The sequence below is a fragment of the Parasphingomonas puruogangriensis genome, assembly GCF_036663635.1.
Classification (GTDB): Bacteria; Pseudomonadota; Alphaproteobacteria; order Sphingomonadales; family Sphingomonadaceae; genus Sphingomonas.
The window spans coordinates 1,091,162-1,111,963 of the sequence record NZ_JAXOJI010000001.1 but is presented as its reverse complement, the minus strand read 5'-3'; the positions used below and the strand labels follow the sequence as shown (position 1 = coordinate 1,111,963).

At 66.5% G+C, this 20,802-nt stretch carries 18 protein-coding genes; 3 read left to right on the top strand and 15 right to left on the bottom strand.

The features are described 5' to 3' along the window. Positions 1-10 precede the first annotated feature (10 nt). Positions 11-1,261 (top strand): DUF3422 domain-containing protein, encoded by a 1,251-nt coding sequence (locus U1739_RS05475; RefSeq protein WP_332704742.1) that lies wholly within the window; start codon positions 11-13, stop codon positions 1,259-1,261. 197 nt (positions 1,262-1,458) lie between these two features. Here the strand turns inward: U1739_RS05475 and hemA are convergent, their stop codons facing one another. The 14 genes from hemA to bchF form a co-directional block, all read right to left on the bottom strand. After that, entirely contained in the window at positions 1,459-2,679 is a 1,221-nt protein-coding gene (gene hemA, locus U1739_RS05470; protein WP_332704740.1) for a 5-aminolevulinate synthase, read from the bottom strand. Then, the gene (gene puhE / locus U1739_RS05465; protein ID WP_332704738.1) at positions 2,676-3,467 is read right to left on the bottom strand and encodes a putative photosynthetic complex assembly protein PuhE; all 792 of its coding nucleotides are present in this window, start codon (positions 3,465-3,467) and stop codon (positions 2,676-2,678) included. Before puhE ends, hemA begins: the two co-directional genes overlap by 4 nt. Next, complete coding sequence (acsF, locus tag U1739_RS05460; protein ID WP_332704736.1) at positions 3,464-4,564, bottom strand: magnesium-protoporphyrin IX monomethyl ester (oxidative) cyclase; 1,101 nt, start codon at positions 4,562-4,564, stop codon at positions 3,464-3,466. Before acsF ends, puhE begins: the two co-directional genes overlap by 4 nt. Further along, positions 4,561-4,857, bottom strand: coding sequence for an O2-dependent cyclase accessory protein (locus U1739_RS05455; RefSeq protein WP_332704734.1), 297 nt, complete (start codon positions 4,855-4,857; stop codon positions 4,561-4,563). Before U1739_RS05455 ends, acsF begins: the two co-directional genes overlap by 4 nt. Next, positions 4,854-5,336, bottom strand: a complete 483-nt coding sequence (puhC, locus tag U1739_RS05450; protein WP_332704732.1) for a photosynthetic complex assembly protein PuhC — start codon at positions 5,334-5,336, stop codon at positions 4,854-4,856. The genes U1739_RS05455 and puhC overlap by 4 nt, the downstream gene beginning before the upstream one ends. Beyond that, a complete protein-coding gene (gene puhB / locus U1739_RS05445) occupies positions 5,333-5,983 on the bottom strand; it encodes a photosynthetic complex putative assembly protein PuhB (protein ID WP_332704730.1) in 651 nt (216 codons plus the stop codon). The genes puhC and puhB overlap by 4 nt, the downstream gene beginning before the upstream one ends. Next, a complete protein-coding gene (puhA, locus tag U1739_RS05440; protein ID WP_332704728.1) occupies positions 5,980-6,792 on the bottom strand; it encodes a photosynthetic reaction center subunit H in 813 nt (270 codons plus the stop codon). The genes puhB and puhA overlap by 4 nt, the downstream gene beginning before the upstream one ends. 13 nt (positions 6,793-6,805) lie before the next feature. Continuing rightward, on the bottom strand, positions 6,806-8,242 hold the full coding sequence (locus U1739_RS05435; protein WP_332704726.1) for a BCD family MFS transporter: 1,437 nt from the start codon (positions 8,240-8,242) through the stop codon (positions 6,806-6,808). Further along, complete coding sequence (gene bchM / locus U1739_RS05430; RefSeq protein ID WP_332704725.1) at positions 8,239-8,934, bottom strand: magnesium protoporphyrin IX methyltransferase; 696 nt, start codon at positions 8,932-8,934, stop codon at positions 8,239-8,241. Before bchM ends, U1739_RS05435 begins: the two co-directional genes overlap by 4 nt. Continuing rightward, positions 8,934-9,839 carry a ferredoxin:protochlorophyllide reductase (ATP-dependent) iron-sulfur ATP-binding protein gene (gene bchL / locus U1739_RS05425; protein WP_332704723.1) on the bottom strand — a complete coding sequence of 302 codons (906 nt, stop codon included), beginning with the start codon at positions 9,837-9,839 and terminating at the stop codon, positions 8,934-8,936. Before bchL ends, bchM begins: the two co-directional genes overlap by 1 nt. 11 nt (positions 9,840-9,850) lie before the next feature. Then, positions 9,851-13,489, bottom strand: coding sequence for a magnesium chelatase subunit H (locus U1739_RS05420; RefSeq protein WP_332704721.1), 3,639 nt, complete (start codon positions 13,487-13,489; stop codon positions 9,851-9,853). Beyond that, a complete protein-coding gene (gene bchB / locus U1739_RS05415) occupies positions 13,479-15,059 on the bottom strand; it encodes a ferredoxin:protochlorophyllide reductase (ATP-dependent) subunit B (RefSeq protein WP_332704719.1) in 1,581 nt (526 codons plus the stop codon). Before bchB ends, U1739_RS05420 begins: the two co-directional genes overlap by 11 nt. 130 nt (positions 15,060-15,189) lie before the next feature. Continuing rightward, positions 15,190-16,461 (bottom strand): ferredoxin:protochlorophyllide reductase (ATP-dependent) subunit N, encoded by a 1,272-nt coding sequence (locus U1739_RS05410; protein WP_332704717.1) that lies wholly within the window; start codon positions 16,459-16,461, stop codon positions 15,190-15,192. Next, the gene (gene bchF, locus U1739_RS05405; protein WP_332704715.1) at positions 16,458-16,976 is read right to left on the bottom strand and encodes a 2-vinyl bacteriochlorophyllide hydratase; all 519 of its coding nucleotides are present in this window, start codon (positions 16,974-16,976) and stop codon (positions 16,458-16,460) included. Before bchF ends, U1739_RS05410 begins: the two co-directional genes overlap by 4 nt. 67 nt (positions 16,977-17,043) lie before the next feature. Here bchF and U1739_RS05400 point away from each other — a divergent pair, with 67 nt between their 5' ends. Beyond that, complete coding sequence (locus U1739_RS05400; RefSeq protein ID WP_332704713.1) at positions 17,044-18,102, top strand: cobalamin B12-binding domain-containing protein; 1,059 nt, start codon at positions 17,044-17,046, stop codon at positions 18,100-18,102. Between the two features lie 29 nt (positions 18,103-18,131). After that, a complete protein-coding gene (gene ppsR, locus U1739_RS05395) occupies positions 18,132-19,562 on the top strand; it encodes a transcriptional regulator PpsR (RefSeq protein ID WP_332704711.1) in 1,431 nt (476 codons plus the stop codon). A 36-nt stretch (positions 19,563-19,598) separates the two neighbouring features. Here the strand turns inward: ppsR and U1739_RS05390 are convergent, their stop codons facing one another. After that, positions 19,599-20,783, bottom strand: coding sequence for an FAD-dependent monooxygenase (locus U1739_RS05390; protein WP_332704709.1), 1,185 nt, complete (start codon positions 20,781-20,783; stop codon positions 19,599-19,601). Between the last annotated feature and the right edge of the window lie 19 nt (positions 20,784-20,802).

Sequence of the window (20,802 nt, the reverse complement as noted above, 5' to 3'; positions counted from 1 at the left end):
TCGACGGACGATGATGCGCGACCACCAATTGCGCGCCGCTTTGTCGGAGGAAATGCATCTGCGGCGGCTGCCGCGCTTCGCCGCGCCGTGCCGGCTGATGCAGATCGTCACGGTGCTCGAGGAAGCCACGGCCGACGCCGCCCGCCATCATATCGAGGCTCTGAGCAACAGCGCGCGCGCGATCGTGCCGCTGGCGGGCAAATATGGCGTGCTCGCCTTGGGCGAGATCGTCTTGGTGTGGGAGCGCCACACCGAATTCGCCACTTACACCTTGTTGCGCCCCGGGGCGTTCGACGCGCCGTTCGACCCCGCCTTGTTCGAGCCCGCGCTGGCGACCGTGCTGACGGACATGCCGGGCGCGATCATCCGCGCCACGCAGATCGCGCTGACCGCCGGCGCCCCGACCGATCCGCGTCCCGCAGACCTCGACCGTTGGTTTGCCGCGGAAGCGACCATCGTGTGCGATGTGGCCGATGGCACGGCGCGCATCGTGTCCGATTTTCGGCTCAATGACGATGGCTATGGCCGGCTGCTGGTGCTGGATCGCGGCTTGGAGCGCGACGAGCCGGCCCAGCTCGTCATGCGGCTGCAGGAACTGGGCAATTATCGCAACATGGCGCTGCTCGGCCTGCCGCTCGCGCAGCGGCTGACGCCGAGCGTGAGCAAGCTCGAAGCGCGGCTCGCCGAACTCACCCAGGCGGTGTCCGAGCGTACCTCGCAGGACGATCAGCTGCTCGACGAACTGACCTATCTCTCGGCCGAGCTCGCCCGCCTGGTAGCGGAAACGCGCTATCGGATGAGCGCGACGCGCGCTTATTCGCAGCTCAGCACCGATCGCCTCGCCAGCCTGTGCATCGGCGCGGTGCGCGGTTATCAGACATTGGCCGATTTCACAGAGCGGCGGCTGGTGCCCGCAGTGCGCACCTGCGCCTCTTTTTCGGCGCGGCTCGAAGATCTCTCGCAGCGCGCCGCCTGGACCAGCGAATTGCTGCGCACGCGGATCGATATCGCGCTGAGCAAGCAAAATCGCGACCTGCTCCTGTCGATGGACCGCCGCGCCAAATTGCAATTGCGGCTGCAACAGACGGTCGAGGGGCTCTCGGTGGTGGCGATCAGCTATTATCTCGTCGCTCTGGTCGGCTACCTGCTGTCCGCGCTACCGGGCGTGCGGCACGATGTCGCGCTCGCGATCACCGTACCGCTGGTGATCGCCGCCGTGGCGCTGGGCCGCTGGCGGCTGCACCGGCAATTGCAAGACTGATCTCGGTTCACGTGAACTTGGGTGCTTGCGAAACCTACGATCCGTCACCCCTGCGCAGGCAGGGGCCCATCTCTGTTTCCCCAAGCGGTGGACTGGAGGAGAGAGCGATAGGCCCCTGCCTACGCAGGGGTGACGAAGGGGCTGGACGAAAGCGGTGAACTAACGACCTGGAGGCGAGCGATTGCCAGTGGCCGGCCTCACGCCGCCAGCGCGCGCCGTGCGAGTTCGCATTGGGACCAGATCTCGCTGAGCGCGCTTACCAATTTGTCGATATCGTCGTCGCTATGCACCGGCGACGGCGTCAGCCGCAGGCGTTCGGTGCCCACCGGCACGGTCGGGTAGTTGATCGGCTGCACGTAGATACCGTGATGTTCCAGCAGCCAATCGCTGATCCGTTTGCACTTGTGCGCATCGCCGACCATCACCGGGATGATGTGGCTGGGATTGTCGAGCGTCGGAATGCCGATCGCGTCGAGCCGGCGGCGCACCTTGGCGACGCGGTCGCGATGCTTGATGCGCTCGATCTCGCTGGTCTTGAGATGGCGGATGCTGGCGGCAGCGCCGGCGGCAAGCGCGGGCGGCAGCGCGGTGGTGAAGATGAAGCCGCTGGCGAAACTGCGCACGAAATCGCACAACGCCGCCGAGGCTGCGATATAACCGCCCATCACGCCGAACGCCTTGCCCAGCGTCCCCTCGATCACCGTGACCCGGTCCATCAGACCGTCGCGCTCGGCAATCCCGCCGCCGCGCGGGCCGTACAGCCCGACGCCGTGCACTTCATCGAGATAGGACATCGCGCCATGCGCCTCGCACACGTCGAGAATCTCGGCGATCGGCGCGATATCGCCGTCCATCGAATAGACGCTTTCGAAGGCGACGAGCTTGGGCCGCGACGGATCGAGCGCGGCGAGGCGCCGATCGAGATCCTCGGGCGAATTGTGGATGAATTTCTGCACTTCCGCGCGGCTGTGGCGGATGCCTTCGATCATCGAAGCGTGGTTGAGCGCGTCGGACAGGATCACGCAGCCCGGCAGCCGTGCGCCGAGCGTGCCCAGCGCCGCCCAGTTCGAGACATAGCCGCTGGTGAACAGCAACGCCGCTTCCTTGCCGTGCAGGTCGGCGAGTTCCGCCTCGAGCAGCACATGGCTGTGCGTCGTGCCGGAAATGTTGCGCGTGCCGCCGGCGCCGGCGCCGCAGCGATCGAGCGTTTCATGCATCGCGTCGAGCACCGTCGGGTGCTGCCCCATGCCGAGATAATCGTTCGAGCACCACACCGTCACCGGGCGGCGCACCGCGTCGACGAACTGCTCGGCGGCGGGGAAGGCGCCGGCCTTGCGCTCGAGCTCGGCGAAGATGCGATAATTGCCATCCTCCTTGAGCGTGGCCAGTTCGGTCTCGAAAAATGCTTCGTAATTCATGCGATCCCCCCTCGGTCGGTAATGGCGGCTTCCGCCGCTCGTGCATTCGAAGCCCAGCGCCACATTTTCGCATCGCGCAACGGCAGGACCAGAAACAGATGCTCGACCACGCCGAGCACGGCCAGCCCGGCGAGCAAGGTCGCGCTGGCCGAGGCGCCGCTGCCCGCCGGCGCCGTTTCCGCGCTGATCCACGCCCACACGGCAATGCCGCTGCCGAACAGGATCGAGAAGGGAAACAGCGCGTTCAAGCGGCGCTTGCGGAAATAGCTTTTGAGATAGGCGAGATGTGCCGGAAACACTTCGTCGCTGAGATTGGGCACGCCGAGATACAGGTTGAACTTGGCCGATAGCCGCAGCGCGAACAGCAACAGGAAAGTCAGCGGCGCCGCCTGGTTGGGCGCGTCCCAGGTCAGCGCGAAGAGCAATATCGCGGTGGCGGCGATGGCCAGTTCGTGGTGGATCACGGTGGCGGTCGCGGCGCTGAACCGCGCCCAGCCGGTCGCGCCCGGCGGGCATTCGGCACGGTTCGGCCCGGCGACATGCCCCATCAGGAAGCTCATCTCGTGCCAGCCCCAGATCACGATCGCCGCGCCGAAGCCGACATAGGCGCCGCCGGCGCTGGCATCGTCGGCCTGGGCCCAGACCAGGCCCAGCGCGGCGATCGCCACCAGCCCGGCAAGTGTCAGGCTGGTACGAAAGGTATGCGCCGGGCGGCTGTCGAGCCACACCACCGCGCCAGTGCCGATGAACCACATGAGCAGCGCGAACAGGAGCGGGGGAATGGTCACCAGGCCGGCACCAGCCGCACGGCGGCGGGCGCGGTGTTGCGCTTGACCGGGGTGAGATAAAGCCAGGCGAAGCTGGCGGCGGCAGCGCCGATCAGGCCGACGCGCTTTACGCTGCCGATCACGCCGCCCTGCGCCTTGGCCGCATCGATCGCGCCGGCAATGCGGCGCATCCGTTCGAGCCCGGCGCGGAAGCGCGGCGCATCGGTATCGAGCACCACGGGAAACACTTGCCGGGTGATCGCCGAGCAGACGGTGAAAACGCGCGCGTCATAGTCGCTCGGATCGATCCCCAGCGCCTTGTGGAATGCCGGGCGATTGTGATCGCGCACATACATCGTGGCGTACACCGCGACCAGGAAGAAGCGGATCCACCAGGTGTTGATGCCGCTGACTAATTTGGGATCGGTGCGCATCAGGATGGCGAAGGCATCGCCATGGCGGAACTCGTCGTTGCACCACAGTTCGAACCAGTCGAAGATCGGGTGGAAGCGCAGTTCCGGGTGCGCGGCCAGATGGCGGTAGATCGTGATGTAGCGCGCATAGCCGATCTTCTCGCTGAGATAGGTCGCGTAGAAGATGAATTTCGGGCGGAAATAGGTGTATTTCTTGGTCCGCGTGAGAAAGCCGAGATCGACGCCGATGCCGGCATCCTTCAGCGTATCGTTGATGAAGCCGGCATGGCGGCTTTCGTCGCGGCTCATCAGCCTGAACAACTGCTTGATGTCGGGATTGGTCACCCGCTTGGCGATCTCGGCATAGAGGATGCAGCCGGAGAATTCGGCGGTCAGCGAACTGACTAGGAAGTCGGTGAATTCGGCGCGCAGTTCGTCCGGCAGGCTTTCGATCACGCCGTCGAACGCTGCGGTGCGCTTGAAATGCAATTTGTTCGGGTCGGCGGCCATTTCGGCGATCAGCGCATCCCATTCGGCGCGCACCGGCGTCACGTCTATCCTGTCCATGGCGGCGAAATCGGTAGTGTAGAAGCGCGGCGACAGGACGGTGTCCTCGCGCGCGATGGCTAGCGTGTCGGCCGGCGTGGCGGCTGGCGTGTTGGCTGGCGTCGCGGGGGCAGGGGTGATGGGCGTGATCGCGTTCATGCTATCGTCCGATCGGAAAAGCTCACTTCGTAGAGTTCGGCCATGGCGAAATGGCCGGCAAACTTGGTCCACAGTCGCTCGGGCCAGCCGGCGCGTTCGACCGTGGCGAGCCGTTCGACCACGCGGCGTTCGCCGAAGCCGACGCTGATCGGCGCGCCGTGCACGCGCACGCGGTCGCCCGGACCGATCGCCACGTCGCCGGCAAGCTCGACATGCGCGCACAGGAACTCGTCGCTATGCTCGATCTCGATCCGACATGGCGTGTCGAAGCGGGTGCGGGTGAGCGCGCTCATGCCGTGGGGCCCTTGGCATCGAGCAAGGCGGCAAAGGTCGCGCGGTTGGTCGATCCGAACGCGGTCAGCTCGATCGCGCGACCCGTGGCGGTGTCGGTTAGGGAGAGTTCACCGTCGCGCCACAACGTCAGCGTGAAGGGCGGGCCGTCGCCGATGCCATGCGCGCGCCGCTCGCGCGCCAGCCCGCGCATCACGCCGCGGACGAAGCCGGTCTTTTCGCCCGGCGCGATCACCGCCGCCGTGCCGCCGCGTACATCGACGATCACCACCGCGCCGTCGGCACGATCGATGAAGCGCAGCGCGCGTGTCTTGACCGGTGCAATGCGCGCCTGCTCGCGCAGCAGCACGGGCGAGGCAGCGGGCGCGATGCCGGCGATCCGCACGATGCTCGTCGCCGCCAGTGCAAACAGCACCAGGCCGCCGGCGGCAATCAAGGTGTTGCGCGGCACCATGTCGGGAGAGGCGGGGGCCTTGCTCACGCCGCCTGCGCCTCGGCGAAGCCGGCCGCCGGTTGCGCGTCGCTGTCCACAGGAGCGAGCCGGCCGGCGGGATTGGCGGCAAGGCACGTGCGGGCAATCAGCGCGGCAACCGTTGCCGCATCGGGCAACGCGCGCAACATCGGCTGCGGCGTGCCGATTTTCCACGGCCGGGCATGGGGCCATAAGGCGAGATAGCCGAGCTTCGCCCGCCCGGTAACGGCCAGCGGAACATCGCCCGATCCGTCGCCGCGCCGTGCCAGATCGACCGCGCCGACCAGCGCCAGAGGCAGGTTGATGCATTTGGGCAGCGCCATGCCGATGCGCAGCACGATGCGGCGGTTGGTCAACGTATAGATGGTGGTGCGGGCGGCGCCCCAGGCCAGCACATGCAACAGCGCAACGCCGATAATCCCGGCGATGATCGTCATCGCCACGCCGACCAGATCGCCGGGTGACCGGATGCCCTGCAGCATGGCGCTGATCAGCGCCCAGGCGACCAAAAGCGCGAAGTAACCGGCGATCAGCCGCGTGTGGAAAGCGGTGCGCGCCAGCACGCGCCAATCGGGTGCGCCCTGCCACAGGATGCGCTCGCCCGGCGGCAGCAGCCCCGGCAGGCCGGGGATCGGCTCGTCGTCATGTTCGATCATATCAGCGGCTCCTGCCGATCCGGGGTGGCGTAGAGATAGCCGCCGCCGAAATAGGCCTGCACGCGCTCCTCCTCGTACAGCGTGATGTGGTCGCTCGCCTCGATCCGCGGCGCTGCGGCGAATTGACTGGCAAGCACGGCATCGATCACCACGCGACGGCGGCGGCGATCGACCTTGGCCATCATCATCGGCGCGAGCACCGATCCCCCGTCGAGCGATCCCCCGTCGAGCGATCCCCCCTCGAGCGATGCCCCGTCGAGCGCTACCTGCAGATAGCGGATCAACCGATCCGATCGGTCGATCCACAATTCGGTCACCTTGCCCGCTACCGCGTTATCCGCGCCGACCACCAGCCAGCCGCGCAGATCGGGGTCCTTATAGGCGATGGCGAAGCCCGCCGCGGCGCTGAGCGGCACGATGCGCGGATGCCCGTCCATATCAACATCGGGGCGTTTGGCGCGGTTGGCCCAGGCTGCCGGGCCGATCCCGTCGACCAGTGGGTTGCCGGTCGGCGCATAAGGCGCACCGGCGAAGCGATCGATCCGGAGCGCCGCGATGTCGACCGGCTCGCGCCCCTTGGTCGGCGCGGTCACGCGGCCATGGCCGAACGGCAGCAGAAACGACTTGGTCGAGGCGGTGTGCATCGGCCCGCCGGCGGTATCGAGCCGCCCGCTCATTTCGTCTTCCAGCGGATAACCTTCACGGCGATCTTCACGGCGAAGATAAAAGACCAAGCAGATAAAAAACAAGACGAACGCCCAGAAGACCAGAAGGGCGACGTCGATGCCGGATGTGAGATGCGGGTTCATGGAGCGTGCCCTTTCAAATCGGAAATTCGCTGAGGCCGAAACGGGGTATGGCGGCCGAACTGCCCCGCACCAGCGGCCCGAGCGCGACGAGCATGCCGAGCAGCAGTACGATCTCGATACCGTAGACCGCGGCATAGCCGGTGACTGGGCTTGCCAGCGTGACGCCGAGTTGGCCGGCGACCGCCGCTGCCGAAACCACGTCGCGCAGCACCGCGCCAAGCGCGATGGCGAGCCCGGCGGAGGTCGCCTGCACCGCGCCCCAGGCGCCCAAAGCTAGCCCGGTGCGGCCGCCGAGCGCGTCCTCGTCGGTAATCGCCATCGCCGCGGTCAGCGTACCGACCGAGAACAGCCCGCCGCCAAGCCCGATCAGCGCGGCGCCGATGCCGAGCAGGGCAACCCCCTGCAACGCCCCGGCGAAGATCACGCACAGGAAGGCGGCAATGCCAAGCACGCCGCCAAACCCGGCCAGCCGGTGCGGGTCGTCGCCTTCACCGAGTTGCCGGGCGGCCAGCGCGAAGCCGCCGAGCATGCCGAGCGCCCATAACGCCGTCAGCGCGGTGGTCGCGCCGACCGACAGGCCGAGGATTTGGCCGCCATATGGCTCGAGCAACACGTCCTGCATGCTGAACGCCGCCGCGCCCAGACCCACGGTGACGAGCAATCGCAAGGTGCGCGGGCGGGCGATGAAGTGCCTCCAGGCGTCGCCAAACGCCGGCGTGGTGGCGCGACCGGTGGTCGCGGTCCGGTTGCGCGCTTCCTGCTTCCACAAGGCGATCAGGTTGAGCATCATGGTCAGCGCGGCGGCGCCCTGCACGATCTGCACCAGCTTGGTGGGGGTGAAATCGGCCAGCAATTGGCCGATGACGATCGCGCTGACCATCATGCCCGCCAGCAACATCACGTATAGCAAGGCGACGACGCGTGGGCGGGCGTGTTCGGGCGCGAGATCGGTGGCGAGCGCGAGGCCCGCGGTTTGCGTGGTGTGCATCCCCGCGCCGACCAGCAGGAAGCCGATGGCGGCGCAGATCTGCCCGATCAGGGCGGGGCCGGTGCCGGTGCCCGTCATCACCAGCAGCGCGAAGGGCAGGATGGCCAGCCCGCCGAACTGCAGCAACGTGCCGAACCAGATATAGGGCACGCGTTTCCACCCCAACACCGAGCCGTGATGATCGGACTTGAAGCCGATCAGCGCGCGCAGCGGCGCGAACAGCAAGGGCAGCGAAACCATCGCCGCGACCAGGCTGGCGGACATGCCGAGTTCGACGATCATCACGCGGTTAAGCGTCCCGGTGAGCAACACCGCCGCCATGCCGACCGAGACCTGGAACAGGGACAGCCGCAGGATCCGGCCCAGCGGCAGATCTTCGGTTGCCGCATCGGCGAACGGCAGGAAACGGCTGCCCAGCCGGTTCCAGAACGTGCCGTTGGTCAAGGCGGCGAAGCGGCTCATGCGGTGCGCAGCTCCAGCGCATGGCTGGTGTAAAAGCCGCTAGCGATGCGCATGTCGCGCGCGATCCGCGCGTGCGGGATGGCGTGCGTCAGCAACGTGCGCAGCAGCCGTTCGCGCACTGGCTCGATCGCCGGCGCGCGGTCGGCGCGCGGGAACAGTTTGCCCACCGTGTGCATCGCCACTAGCGGGCGCGTGGCCGGGGCAAAGGTGAAGAGCAGCGAACCGCTGGTACGCTCGATCAGCCCGTGCACCACGCTGACGATGTCGGAGCTCGTGTAATGGATCAGCGAGTCCATCGCGACGACGTGATCGAACTGGCCGAGCGCCGGATCGAGCATGTCGCCGACGCGCCAGTCGATCGCCAGGCCATCAGGCGCGCGATCGCGCGCCACGGTGACGAGGCTGCCGGCGACGTCGATCGCTACGACCGATGCGCCGCGGCGCGCCGCTTCCACCGCCAGCGCGCCGGTGCCGCAGCCGGCGTCGAGCAACCGTAAGCCGGTCATGTCAGCGGGCAGCCAGGACAGCAACGTGTCGCGCATGCGGTTGCGTCCGGCGCGGACGGTGGCGCGGATGCCGCTGACCGGCGCCTCGGAGGTCAGCCGCTGCCAAGTCTTCGATGCGGTGCGATCGAAATAGTCTTCTAGCCGGCCACGGCGATCATCGTAACTGGAGGGGAAAGCGCTGGCCATCATTCGAACCCCAGGAATTCGAAGATGTCGCGATCCTTCATCGGTTCGGCGTCGAGCGCGGGGCAGCCGGCCCACATCGTCGCGGCGAGCCGTTTATATTCGTCGCACGCCGCGGCGACCTCAGGCGTCTGCTCCATCTCGAACAAGGTGCATTTCTTGAGCCGCGAACGGCGGATGGCATCGAGATCGGGGAAATGCGCCAGCGTCTTGAGCCCCGTTGCGGCGTTGAAGCGATCGATCTCGTCGGTCGCGGCGGAGCGATTGGCGATCACGCCAGCCATGCGCACGTCGTAATTCTTCGATTTGGCTTTGATCGCCGCGACGATGCGATTCATCGCGAAGATGCTGTCGAAATCGTTCGACGCGACGACGACCGCACGCTCGGCGTGTTGCAACGGCGCGGCAAAGCCGCCGCACACCACATCCCCTAGCACATCGAACAGGACGACGTCGGTCTCTTCGAGCAGATGATGCTGCTTGAGCAACTTCACTGTCTGCCCAACGACATAGCCGCCGCACCCGGTCCCTGCCGGGGGGCCCCCCGCCTCGACGCACATCACGCCGTTATAGCCCTCGAACATATAATCCTCGGGGCGCAGTTCCTCGGCATGGAACTCGACGGTTTCGAGCACGTCGATGACCGTCGGCATGAGCTTCTTGGTCAGCGTGAAGGTGCTGTCATGCTTGGGGTCGCAGCCGATCTGCAGCACGCGCTTGCCCAGCAGCGAGAAGGCGGCGGAAAGATTGGACGAGGTAGTCGACTTGCCGATCCCGCCCTTGCCATAGACCGCGAACACCTTGGCGGTGCCGATGCGATCGGCAGGATCGAGCTGCACCTGCACGCTGCCGTCGCCATCAAGGCCAATCGTGTCGCGAATACGGGTTGGAGGATCAAGCAGGGCCATCAGTTTTTTCCTTATGCCGCCACCGCGGTGACGCCTTCGAGGCGGTCTTCGAGTTCGTCACTGGCGGCGTGCAGTGCCGCCAGGGTTGCGGCGTCGGGGGCCCAGAACTGGCGGTCGCTGGCCTCGATCAGGCGGTTGGCGACGCGTGCGGAGGCCTTGGGGTTGAGCGTGGCCAGCCGCTCGCGCATGGCGGCATCGAGCACATAGGTTTCGCTGATGCGCTGATAGATCCACGGGCTGACCTCGCCGGTCGTCGCCGACCAGCCGACCGTGTTGGTGACGTGCGCCTCGATATTGCGCACGCCTTCGAAGCCGTGCTTGAGCATGCCTTCGTACCACAGCGGATTGAGCATCCGCGTGCGCGTTTCGAGATCGACCTGTTCGGTCAGCGTGCGCACCTTAGAGGCGCCTTGCGTGGCATCGACGATATAGATCGGCGCGGGCTTGCCCTTGGCGCGGGTGATCGAGCGGCTGATGCCGCCCAGCGCGTCGACATAATGATCGATATCGGTGACGCCCAGTTCGACCGAGTCGAGGTTCTGATAGGCAAGATCGACGCCTTCGAGCGCGCTCTTGAACAGATCGGCCTGGCGCGCGGGGTTGCCGCTGCGGCCATAAGCATAGCCTTTCTGCCGCTCGAACACTTCGGCGATTTCGTCCGGATCGCTCCATGCGCCGTCATCGATCAGCATGTTGACGTTGGCGCCATATGCGCCCTCGGCATTGGAAAAGACGCGCAGCGCCGCGGTTTCCAGATCGCAATTGTGGCGGGCGGCGTGCATCAGGCTGTGCTTGCGGACGAAATTCTGCTCGAGCGGCTCGTCGGCAGTGGCGGCGAGCCAGGCGGCCTCGGCGATCATCCTGGTCTGGAGCGGCAGCAGATCGCGGAAGATCCCCGATAGCGTCACGACCACGTCGATCCGCGGCCGCCCCAGTTCGTCAAGCGGTATCAATTCGGCACCCGACAGCCGGCCATAGCCATCGAAGCGCGGGCGCGCGCCGATCAGCGCCAGCGCCTGCGCTATCTGCGTGCCTTCGGATTTGAGATTGTCGGTGCCCCACAGCACCATCGCCAGCGTTTCCGGGAAGGCCGCGCCGCTCGCGATGTGGCGTGCAATGACCTGATCGGCCTGCGCATTGCCTTGCGCCAGCGCAAAGCTGCCCGGAATGCGGAAGGGATCGAAGCCGTGAATGTTGCGCCCGGTGGGCAGCACTTTCGGATTGCGCGAGACATCGCCGCCGGGGGCGGGGCGGACATAGCGCGCGTCGAGCGCGTGGATAAGCGCGGAGAGTTCGGCATTGGTGGACGAAAGATCGGCGTCGGCGCCGGCCGCGATCATCTGTGCGCGGGTCTGATCGGAGAGTGGCGTGCCAAGGACGTGGAGCCCGTGCGGGATGAGTTCGCGCTCGACTTCGTAGAGGCGGGCGGACAGCGTGGTCAAATCCCAGACTTCGTCGCCCTGGACCGGTGCGGGGGGCACTGGCGGCACGACCAATGCCGGAACCGCCCCGACCAGACGAACAGGGGCGGGGGCAAGATCGAGCGCATCGGCCTGGGTGCGGATCATCGGCTCCAGCGCCGCGCGCTCGTCGTCCGATGGCGACGAGCGCCACCGTTCCAGCAACGCTTTGAGCTCGTTCAGCCCCTTGTACAGCCCGGCTTGGGCGAGCGGTGGGGTGAGATAACTGATCAACGTCGCGCCCGAGCGGCGCTTGGCGATCAGACCTTCTGAGGGGTTGTTCGCTGCGTAGAGATAGAAATTCGGCAAGTCACCGATCAGGCGTTCCGGCCAGCAATCCCCGCTCAGCCCGGCCTGCTTGCCGGGCATGAATTCCAGCGCGCCGTGCGTGCCGAAATGCAGCACCGCATCGGCCGCGAAATCCTCGCGCAGCCAGCGATAAAAAGCGCTGAACGCATGCGTCGGCGTGAAGCGGCCTTCGAACAGCAGCCGCATCGGATCGCCTTCATAACCGAAGGCGGGCTGGATGCCGACGAACACCCGGCCGAATTGCGCGCCCAACACTTGGATCGCCCCGCCGTCGCTTTGCTGCTTGCCCGGCGCTGGACCCCATTGCGCTTCGATCGCCGCCAGATGGGGCTCACGGCGGACGTGATCGTCGGCGGGAATGCGGGCATGGACGTTGGCGTCCGCGCCATACCGCGCGGCATTGCCGTGCAGCACCGCCTCGCGCAACGCATCGACGTCGGCGGGGAGATCGACGGCATAGCCTTCCGCCGCCAGTGTGGTGAGCGTCGCATGGAGCGATTCCCATACCGCGAGATGCGCCGCCGTGCCGGTGGCGCCGGCATTGGGCGGGAAGTTGAACAAGATGATGGCGAGCTTGCGCGCAGCGCGTGCGGAGCGGCGCAGATCGACGAGCTTGGCGAGCTTGCCGGCCAATGCTTCGGCGCGTTCCGGGCAGGAGCGCATTTCGCGCGTCAGGCTGGAAGCGGGGAACGTGCAGTGCCGAGCGCAGCCGGTGCACGCGCCCGACCCGTCGGCACGACCACCGAACACGCTGGGCAGCACCGCGCCGTCGAGCTCAGGGATCGCCACCATCATCGTCGCTTCGATCGGCAACAGGCCCTGGCGGCTTGCGCCCCATTGCTGCAGCGATTGGAATTCGAGCGGGTGCGCGGCGATATACGGCACGTCGAGCGCGGCCAGCATCGTCTCGGCCGCTTCAGCGTCGTTATAGGCGGGGCCACCGACCAGGCTGAAACCGGTGAGCGAGACGACCGCGTCGACGATCGGCGCGCCGTCGGCGATGAAGAAGCGCTCGATCGCTGGGCGGGAATCGAGCCCGCTGGCAAAGGCGGGGATGACGCGCAGCCCCTTCGCCTCCAGCGCGGCGATCACCCCGTCATAATGGCCGGTATCGCGGCCGAGCAAATAGGAACGCAGCATGAGGACACCGACCGTGCCGCGCGTGGCCTTGGTTCCGGGCAGGGTCTCGGCACGCTCGGCCATGCGGCCGGCAAGGGCGGGGTGATAGACGCCGACATCCGGGTAGTCGTGCGGTGCCTCGGCGCGCGTGGCGTGGCCGGCATAGCGGCCGGCGAGGGCCTGGATCATGCCGACGACATTGTCGTCGCTGCCCGCCAGCCAATATTGCAGCGTGAGGAAATAGGCCCGCACGTCCTGCGCGGTGCCGGGGATGAAGCGCAGCATTTTGGGAAGCCGACGCAGCATCTTCATCTGGCCGGCGCCGGACGAGGCACCGGGCTTGGCCGAACCACGGAGGCGCTTGAGCAGCGCCAGCGGGCCCCGCGCCGGCTTGTCCATGCGATAGTCACCGAGCCGGGTGAGCTTGACCACTTCGCTGCCCGACATCAGCCCGACCATCGCGGCGCATGCCTCGCGGCGCGCAGTGAGCGCGGGGAGGACGGCGCGGATGTGATCGTCGAGAAACAGCATGGTGGCGATGACGATGTCGCCGCGGGCGATATCAGCGAGGCAGCGATCGAGCGATCCGGCGTCGCGGTCCCAATCCGCCGCGGCGTGGAAGCCGATGGTTATACCGGAACCATCCTGCGCGAAGCGGGCGGCGGCGCGTTCGGCAGCGCCCGACAGATGATTGTCGAGCGTGACAATGACCACGTGGAGGGGGGCGGAAGCCCGGTCGGAGCGAGGAGCGCTAGCGGGCATGATGCGCCTTTGCGTCGTAGAGCGTGTCCAGCGTGATCGTGGCAAGGTTGCGGTCGGCGGCGAACTTCTCGGTGTTGCGGCGTGCTTTGCCGCGGACGAAGAACGGGATTTTGAGGAGTTCACGCTCGGCTTCGGCCGACCAAGTCCCCCTCCCGCTGGCGGGAGGGGATAGGGGAGGGCCTGTTTCCGCGGCAACGCTCACTGCGGCGGCAGTCCCACCCCCAGCCCCTTCCGCCAGTGGGAGAGGAGTAGAACCACCCAAATGACTCGCCCCCGCGCCATCGCTAAACTCGAAATCGTCGCGAAACATCGTCAGCAGATGTTCCTCCAGCCCCATGACCAGCGGGTGGACCCAGGTGTCGAACAGCACGTTCGCGCCCTCGAAGCCCATTTGCGGGCTGTAGCGCGCGGGGAAGTCTTGCACGTGGACGGGGGCGGAAATCACCGCGCAGGGGATGCGCAGGCGCTTGGCAATGTGACGCTCCATCTGCGTGCCGAGCACAAGTTCGGGCTGCAGCGCCTGGATCGCTTCCTCGACCGCGAGATAATCGTCGGTGATCAGCGGTTCCACGCCGTACAGCTTGGCGGCGTCGCGCAAATCGCGCGCAAATTCGCGGTTGTAGCAGCCGAGGCCGACGACCTCGAAGCCGAGCTCATCCTGCGCGACACGGGCGGCGGCGATGGCGTGGGTCGCATCGCCGAAGATGAACACGCGTTTGCCGGTGAGATAGGTCGAGTCGACTGATCGGCTCCACCAGGGGAGGTTGGAGGTGTCGAGCGCCGGTGCAGGATCTACGCCGGCCAGCGCAGCGATCTCTGCGATGAAGTCGCGCGTTGCGGCGTGTCCGATGGGCACGGTGCGGACGGTTTTCTGGCCATATTGCCGTTCGAGCCAGCGGCACGCCGTATCGGCGATTTCGGGATAGAGACAAATGTTGAAATCGGCCGCGGGCAGGCGGGCGAGATCGGCGGGCGTGGCGCCAAGCGGGGCGACGACGTTGACCGCGATGCCGAGCGTGTCGAGCAGGCGGCGGATCTCGATCACGTCGTCGCGGTGGCGGAAGCCGAGCGCGGTGGGGCCGAGGATGTTGGCCTTTTTAATTCCTCCCCCGTCGGGAGAGGAATTTGAAACAGCACACATCTTGCGCACCAGCTGGTAAAAGGTCTCCGCTGCGCCCCAATTTTCCTTGCGCTGGTAGCTCGGCAATTCGAGCGCGATGACCGGGCAGGGGAGGCGCATCGCTTCGGCGAGCCCGGCAGGGTCGTCCTGGATCAGTTCGGCGGTGCACGAAGCGCCGACCAGCATCGCCTGCGGCTGGAACCGCGCAAACGCATCGCGCGCCGCCTGCTGGAACAATTCGGCCGTATCCTTGCCAAGATCGCGCGCCTGGAAGGTGGTGTAGGTGACCGGCGGCCGTTTGCCGCGGCGCTCGATCATGGTGAACAACAGATCGGCATAGGTGTCGCCTTGGGGCGCGTGGAGCACGTAATGCACGCCTTCCATCGCTGTCGCGATGCGCATCGCGCCGACATGCGGCGGGCCTTCATAGGTCCACACGGTCAGCTGCATGGGGTTCTACCCCGGCATCTGCCAACCATCGTCACCCCAGCGAAAGCTGGGGTCTCAAGCGGCGCACGCCCCGCGCCATCGCCCGAGATCCCGGCTTCGGCTGGGATAACGGCAGGATGGGCACGCCCGCTCATACCCGCAACACATCGCGCCGCCGCAGCGGTCGCGCGAAAAGTTCGGCCAAGTCGCCGGCTTGGTCGAAGCCGTGGATCGGCGAAAAGACCAGTTCGATCGCCCATTTGGTGGTCAGGCCTTCGGCCTCAAGCGGGTTGGCAAGGCCGAGCCCGCAGACCGTGAGATCGGGCCGTGCGACGCGGACCCGGTCGAGTTGCTTATCGACGTCTTGGCCTTCGCTGAGCACGGTCTCCGCCGGGAGCAAGGCCAGTTCGTGAGCAAGATGGCGGCGGTGGAGATAAGGCGTGCCGACCTCGACCGGCAGCATGCCGAGTTCGGTGGCGAGGAAGCGGGCGAGCGGAATTTCGAGCTGCGAATCGGGCAGAAAGGTGATCCGCTTACCCTCCAAACGGGGGCGGCTGTGCTCGATCGCGCGCTTGGCGCGCTCGCGGCCCGGCGCGATGGTACGGCGGAAATGCATCTCGTCCACGCCGAACGCCTGCGCGGCGGCGTGCAGCCAGTGCGTCGTGCCCTCCGCGCCGAACGGAAACAGCGCATCGAGCCGCGCCGCGCCGCGATCTTCCAGCGCGCGCGCGGTCTCGCCGAGGAACGGCTGGGCGAGCAGGAAGCGGGTGTGCGGCCCGACCGGCGGCATGGCGCCAGCCCGGCGCGCCGGCAGCGAATGAACTGGGCCGATGCCAAGCTCGGCGAACAGTCGCAGGAACTGGTCTTCGACGACATCGGGCAGTGCGCCGACGATCATCAGGCTGGGTACGCCGGACGTGTCCTCAGCGGCATCCGCCACGAGCGCCGCGAGACAGGCATCTTCTCCTTCGGTGAACGTCGTTTCGATGCCGCTGCCGGAATAATTGAGGATCTTGGTCGTGCCGGTATGCTTGACCGACAGTCGCGCGGCGGCGCGGGAGAGATCGAGCTTGATCACTTCCGAAGGGCAGGAACCGACCAGGAACAGCAATTTGATCTCCGGCCGCCGCGCAAGCAGGCGATCGACCACGCGATCGAGCTCCTCGTTGCAATCGGCCATGCCGGCGAGATCGCGCTCCTCGATAATCGCGGTGGCAAAGCGCGGCTCGGCGAACACCATCACGCCGGCCGCCGATTGCAGCAGATGCGCGCAGGTGCGCGAGCCGACGACAAGGAAGAACGCGTCCTGCACTTTCCGATGCAGCCAGATGATGCCGGTCAGGCCGCAAAATACTTCGCGCTGCCCGCGCTCGCGCAAGACCGGGGCGTCGCACCCCAGCGCGGCGGGCAACGCCGGGGTCACCCTGCCACCGCCAGCGTTGGTGTCGCCGCCTGCAGCCGCGCGGCGCGCAACTTGATCACGAACTGCGTGGCGTTGATCGCGTAGCTGGCATAGGCAGCGAGCGCGAGCAGCATGCGCTCGCGCTCGCTGCCTAAATCACCGACCAACATGACGAGATAGGCGGTGTGCAGCGCCAGCACGAGCATGCTGAACACATCCTCCCAGTAGAAGGCCGGGGCGAACAGCCAGCGGCCGAACACGACCTTTTCCCAGATCGAGCCGGTGATCATGATCGCGTACAGCGCGCAGGTCTTGATCACGATCGACACGGTCGCCGCCGCAGCGCCCTCGCCGAGGGTAAGGTAGCGCAGCACCAGAACGAGGCTGACGAGGAAGATCAGGAACTGCACCGGCGCCAATACGCCCTGCACCAAAGTCCAGCGTGACGAGTCGCGGCGGCGGCGTTGGTCGGGCGTGTAGAGCGGCGCGCCGGCGCCTCTGTCTCTCTCGGCGAAGGAAGAAATATCCGCCCGCATCGCGTTGCGCCTACCCGTTCTATTTGAGCCAAGATTAAGCGCTGGACGATTGAAGTGTCAATATTAATTGACGTCCAACATCAATGACACATGCTGCCCTGCAGCAACGGTTGTCGGTTGTCAGAGCGGTGATGCAGGCATAGGTTACGAGTCGCCGGAGACTCGGATTAATCGTGTTCCGGCCAGTATTTGCGACGTGGCGACCAGGCTGGGGAGAGCCGGTATGGCATCGATGACCCACTATGCGCGTGCCGGCCAGGGCGGTTCTGGACTGCCATCGGCGCGCGACTATGCCGGGGGTGACGAACGACTTGCTGCCTTCAGGATGCAATTCGATCGAGACCATGCGCAGTCGTTGTCTTCTCTGATTGAGCGCGAGATTATCCCACGTCTGATCGCTGCGCATGCTGGCGTCGCCGCGGCACGGTCGCCCGCCAGTGAACAGCCGGTCGACGTTGCCGAAATCGCCGCGTTCGCGCCGCTGGTAATGCAGATCGATGCCGATGCGCTGCTTGCCCATATCGAGGCGATCCTCGATCGTGGCGTCGCGGTGGAGACCGTGATGGTCGATCTGCTAGCCCCCGCAGCGCGGCTGCTCGGGGAATATTGGGAGGCCGATCGCTGCGATTTCGTCGATGTGACGATGGGCTTATGGCGGTTGCAGGAAGTGGTGCACGAGATCGCCGCGCGTGGGCCGAGCGATCGCGCACCTGACACTGCCCCACGCCACGCGCTGTTCGCGTCGATGCCGGGCGACCAGCATAGTTTCGGCATGGTGGTGATCGACGAGGTGTTCCGCCGCGGCGGCTGGTCGACCCACCGGATGGCCGACGCGGAAACTGCGGATCTGGTACGCTGCGTTGCAAAAGATCATTACGATCTGGTCGGATTGACGATCAGTTGTGACTGCCATATCGCGGATTTGACATCGACTATTGCTGCGCTGCGGAACGTTTCGCGCAATCCACAGCTCTGCGTGATGGTCGGTGGCAGGATTTTCAGTGCGGATCCTGATCTTGCCGATCAGGTCGGGGCCGATGGCACCGCCCGCGATGCGAAGCTTGCGTTGAAGATTGCCGGGGAGCTCGTTCGCGAACGCGCATGGGGGGCCGCGGCATATAGTTGATCTCGCATATTGGAGCGCGACGCTCGTCGATGAACAAGCCTTTCGCCTCGTCCGCCCCAACGGCCTTCACCAAGCCCGACACATTGCCGGGGCCGCTGTCCGCTAGTGTCGCCGCGTCATTGCTTGCCGCAGTGGGCGATGTCGCATTCATCCTTGCTGCCGACGGCACGGTTTTGGACATCGCTGTATCGCAGGGCGACCTTGCCAATCATGGTTTTGCCGGCTGGCTCGGCGAGCCCTGGGCCAGCACGATGACCGTAGAAAGCCGGCCCAAGGTCGCCGAGATGCTCGCCGCGGCGTGCGTCACGGGTGCACCGCGCTGGCGCCAGGTCAATCATGCGGCGGCGGGCGGCGACGTGCCCGTACGGTATCTCGTGATGACGCTGGGCGAAGGCGATCGGCTGATCGCGATCGGGCGCGACATGCGCGGCGCGGCGGCGGTGCAGCAGCGCTTGCTGCAGACGCAGCAATCGCTCGAGCGTGATTACATCCGCCTGCGCCAGGCCGAGACGCGTTACCGGCTACTGTTCGACATGGCCTCCGATGCGGTGCTGATCGTCGACGCCGACACGCGCCGTATCCGCGAAGCCAACCCGGCGGCGCACCGCCTGCTCGATGCCGCCGATGGCGCGCTGCTGGGCACACCGGTCAACGGCATCGTCGATACTGCCGATCGCGACGATCTCGTCGCGTATCTGGGCGCCGCTGAAGTCGCCGACGATCTAGCGCCGATCACGCTGCGGGTCGGCGCACGGCGCGCCGAGATGCGCGTGTCGGCCCGCCTGTTTCGCCAGGCGCGCCAGCCGATGCTCATCGTGCGGATCGATCCCGACCAGATCGTCACCGCCGGTCATCGCTACGATGCGATGTTGACCGACGTCGTCGAACGGATGCCCGACGCCTTCGTGTTGGTGGATCGCGACCTGGTCGTGCTCACCGCCAATGCCGCCTTTGTCGAGCTTGCCGAAATGCCCTCGATCGAGCGCGTCACGGGCGTGCGGCTCGGCGCTTGGCTCGGCCGTCCGGGGATCGACCTCGAACTGATCGTCGCGCAATTGCGCGAGCATGGCGCGGTGCGCAACGTCGCCACTATCCTGCGCGGCGCTGCCGGCGCGCAGGCGGAGATCGAGGTGTCGGGCGTGGTCGCGCCGATGGACGGCAGCGATTGCTATGGCTTCACCATTCGCCATGTCGGCCGTCGCCTGCGCCAGCCCCCGCTTGCGCTGAACGATGCGCCGCGCTCGGTCGAGCAATTGACCGAATTGGTCGGGCGCATGTCGCTGAAAGAGATCGTGCGCGAGAGCACCGATTTGATCGAGCGGCTGTGCATCGAAGCGGCGCTGACCTACACGTCGGACAACCGCGCCTCGGCGGCGGAAGTGCTCGGCGTGAGCCGGCAGAGCCTGTATTCGAAGCTGCACCGCCACGGGCTGGGCAATCTGGTGTCCGGCGACAATTGATCGCACCCGCTCCGGCTTGCATCCCCACGCGCGACATCATTCCAATTGCTCTTCGGGGAGTTTGAACGCTGCCGGCGGTGAGCGGGGCGATTGCAGCGCATGGCGCGCAGCATCGGCATAGTCCGGCATGGTCTGCGCTGCGCGTATCACGCGCTCGTTAATGCTTGCGGGCATGGCTCGCAGTACCGTTCGCGCGAGCATCTGCATCAGCCGCGGGCCATGCGCGCCGTGGCGTCCTTCCGCTGATCGACGCACCACCATCCTGACCCGCTTCAGTCTCAGCGCCTCGAAGGCGGCGAGCATCGCCGCGGGCTCGAGCGATGCGACTGTCATCAGCGCCACGGCATCCTCGAGGCCTTGGCATGCGCCTTGGCCGAGATTCGGTTCCATCGCATGCGCGGCATCGCCGATCGAGATGACACGACCATTTCCCATCCGATCCGGTGCCCGCTTTGCATGGATCACGAAGGGGACCAGCCGTTCGGGCGACGTGGCCGCGATCGCTTCGGTGATCGAGGACGGCCAACCGGCGGCCCGGGCCGTCACCTGCTCATGCGTCGGCGTCGCGCACGTCGCCGATTGGTCGCGCATGTAGAACCAGTATCGCCGCTGTTGCGGTAGTTCGAACACGCCGAACCGCTCGCCCCATCCCCAATATTCGGCAGCAAGACCCTTCAGGCTGCCACCGACACTCTCCGACAGTGCGAGCACGCCACCATAGCCTGAGAACGTGGCCTGACGCGCCGCAAGGGCCACATCGACGACCGAGCGGATGCCGCCTGCGTCCACCAACAGGTCGGCGGATGCACACGCGCCGTCTGCCAATTCGACGGTCACGCCGGCGCGTGACTGCTCGACGGCGAGAATGGATCGGCCGAGCTGCAAGCGTTCGCTGTCCAGCGCCTCCACGAGCAGGTGCTGCAATGCCGTTCGAGTGATCATCACGGCGCCAAGAGGAACCGGGCGCGGTCCGATGATGGCGTTGCCGCGCTGGTCGGCCAGCAACATGGCGCTGATCGGCATGCCGACCGCCGCCGCCGTCTGGCCAAGGCCCAGTTCGTCGAGCGCCGCTATCGCGTTCGGCCACAGGCTCAAAGCCGCCCCCATCGGCTCCACGGTCGCAGCCCGCTCGTAGACCGAAACGCTCCAGCCCGCGCGCACCAGGCCGATAGCGGCCGCCAGTCCCGAGACGCCACCACCGGCTACGATCGCGCTCGGCATTGCTTGACCTTCGATTGAC

Coding starts and splice junctions, on each gene's coding strand:
- U1739_RS05475 (WP_332704742.1), top strand. CDS start 11: ATGATGCGCGACCACCAATTGCGCGCCGCTTTGTCGGAGGAAATGCAT.
- hemA (WP_332704740.1), bottom strand. CDS start 2,679: ATGAATTACGAAGCATTTTTCGAGACCGAACTGGCCACGCTCAAGGAG.
- acsF (WP_332704736.1), bottom strand. CDS start 4,564: ATGAACGCGATCACGCCCATCACCCCTGCCCCCGCGACGCCAGCCAAC.
- U1739_RS05455 (WP_332704734.1), bottom strand. CDS start 4,857: ATGAGCGCGCTCACCCGCACCCGCTTCGACACGCCATGTCGGATCGAG.
- puhB (WP_332704730.1), bottom strand. CDS start 5,983: ATGATCGAACATGACGACGAGCCGATCCCCGGCCTGCCGGGGCTGCTG.
- puhA (WP_332704728.1), bottom strand. CDS start 6,792: ATGAACCCGCATCTCACATCCGGCATCGACGTCGCCCTTCTGGTCTTC.
- U1739_RS05435 (WP_332704726.1), bottom strand. CDS start 8,242: ATGAGCCGCTTCGCCGCCTTGACCAACGGCACGTTCTGGAACCGGCTG.
- bchM (WP_332704725.1), bottom strand. CDS start 8,934: ATGGCCAGCGCTTTCCCCTCCAGTTACGATGATCGCCGTGGCCGGCTA.
- bchL (WP_332704723.1), bottom strand. CDS start 9,839: ATGGCCCTGCTTGATCCTCCAACCCGTATTCGCGACACGATTGGCCTT.
- U1739_RS05420 (WP_332704721.1), bottom strand. CDS start 13,489: ATGCCCGCTAGCGCTCCTCGCTCCGACCGGGCTTCCGCCCCCCTCCAC.
- bchB (WP_332704719.1), bottom strand. CDS start 15,059: ATGCAGCTGACCGTGTGGACCTATGAAGGCCCGCCGCATGTCGGCGCG.
- bchF (WP_332704715.1), bottom strand. CDS start 16,976: ATGCGGGCGGATATTTCTTCCTTCGCCGAGAGAGACAGAGGCGCCGGC.
- ppsR (WP_332704711.1), top strand. CDS start 18,132: ATGAACAAGCCTTTCGCCTCGTCCGCCCCAACGGCCTTCACCAAGCCC.
- U1739_RS05390 (WP_332704709.1), bottom strand. CDS start 20,783: ATGCCGAGCGCGATCGTAGCCGGTGGTGGCGTCTCGGGACTGGCGGCC.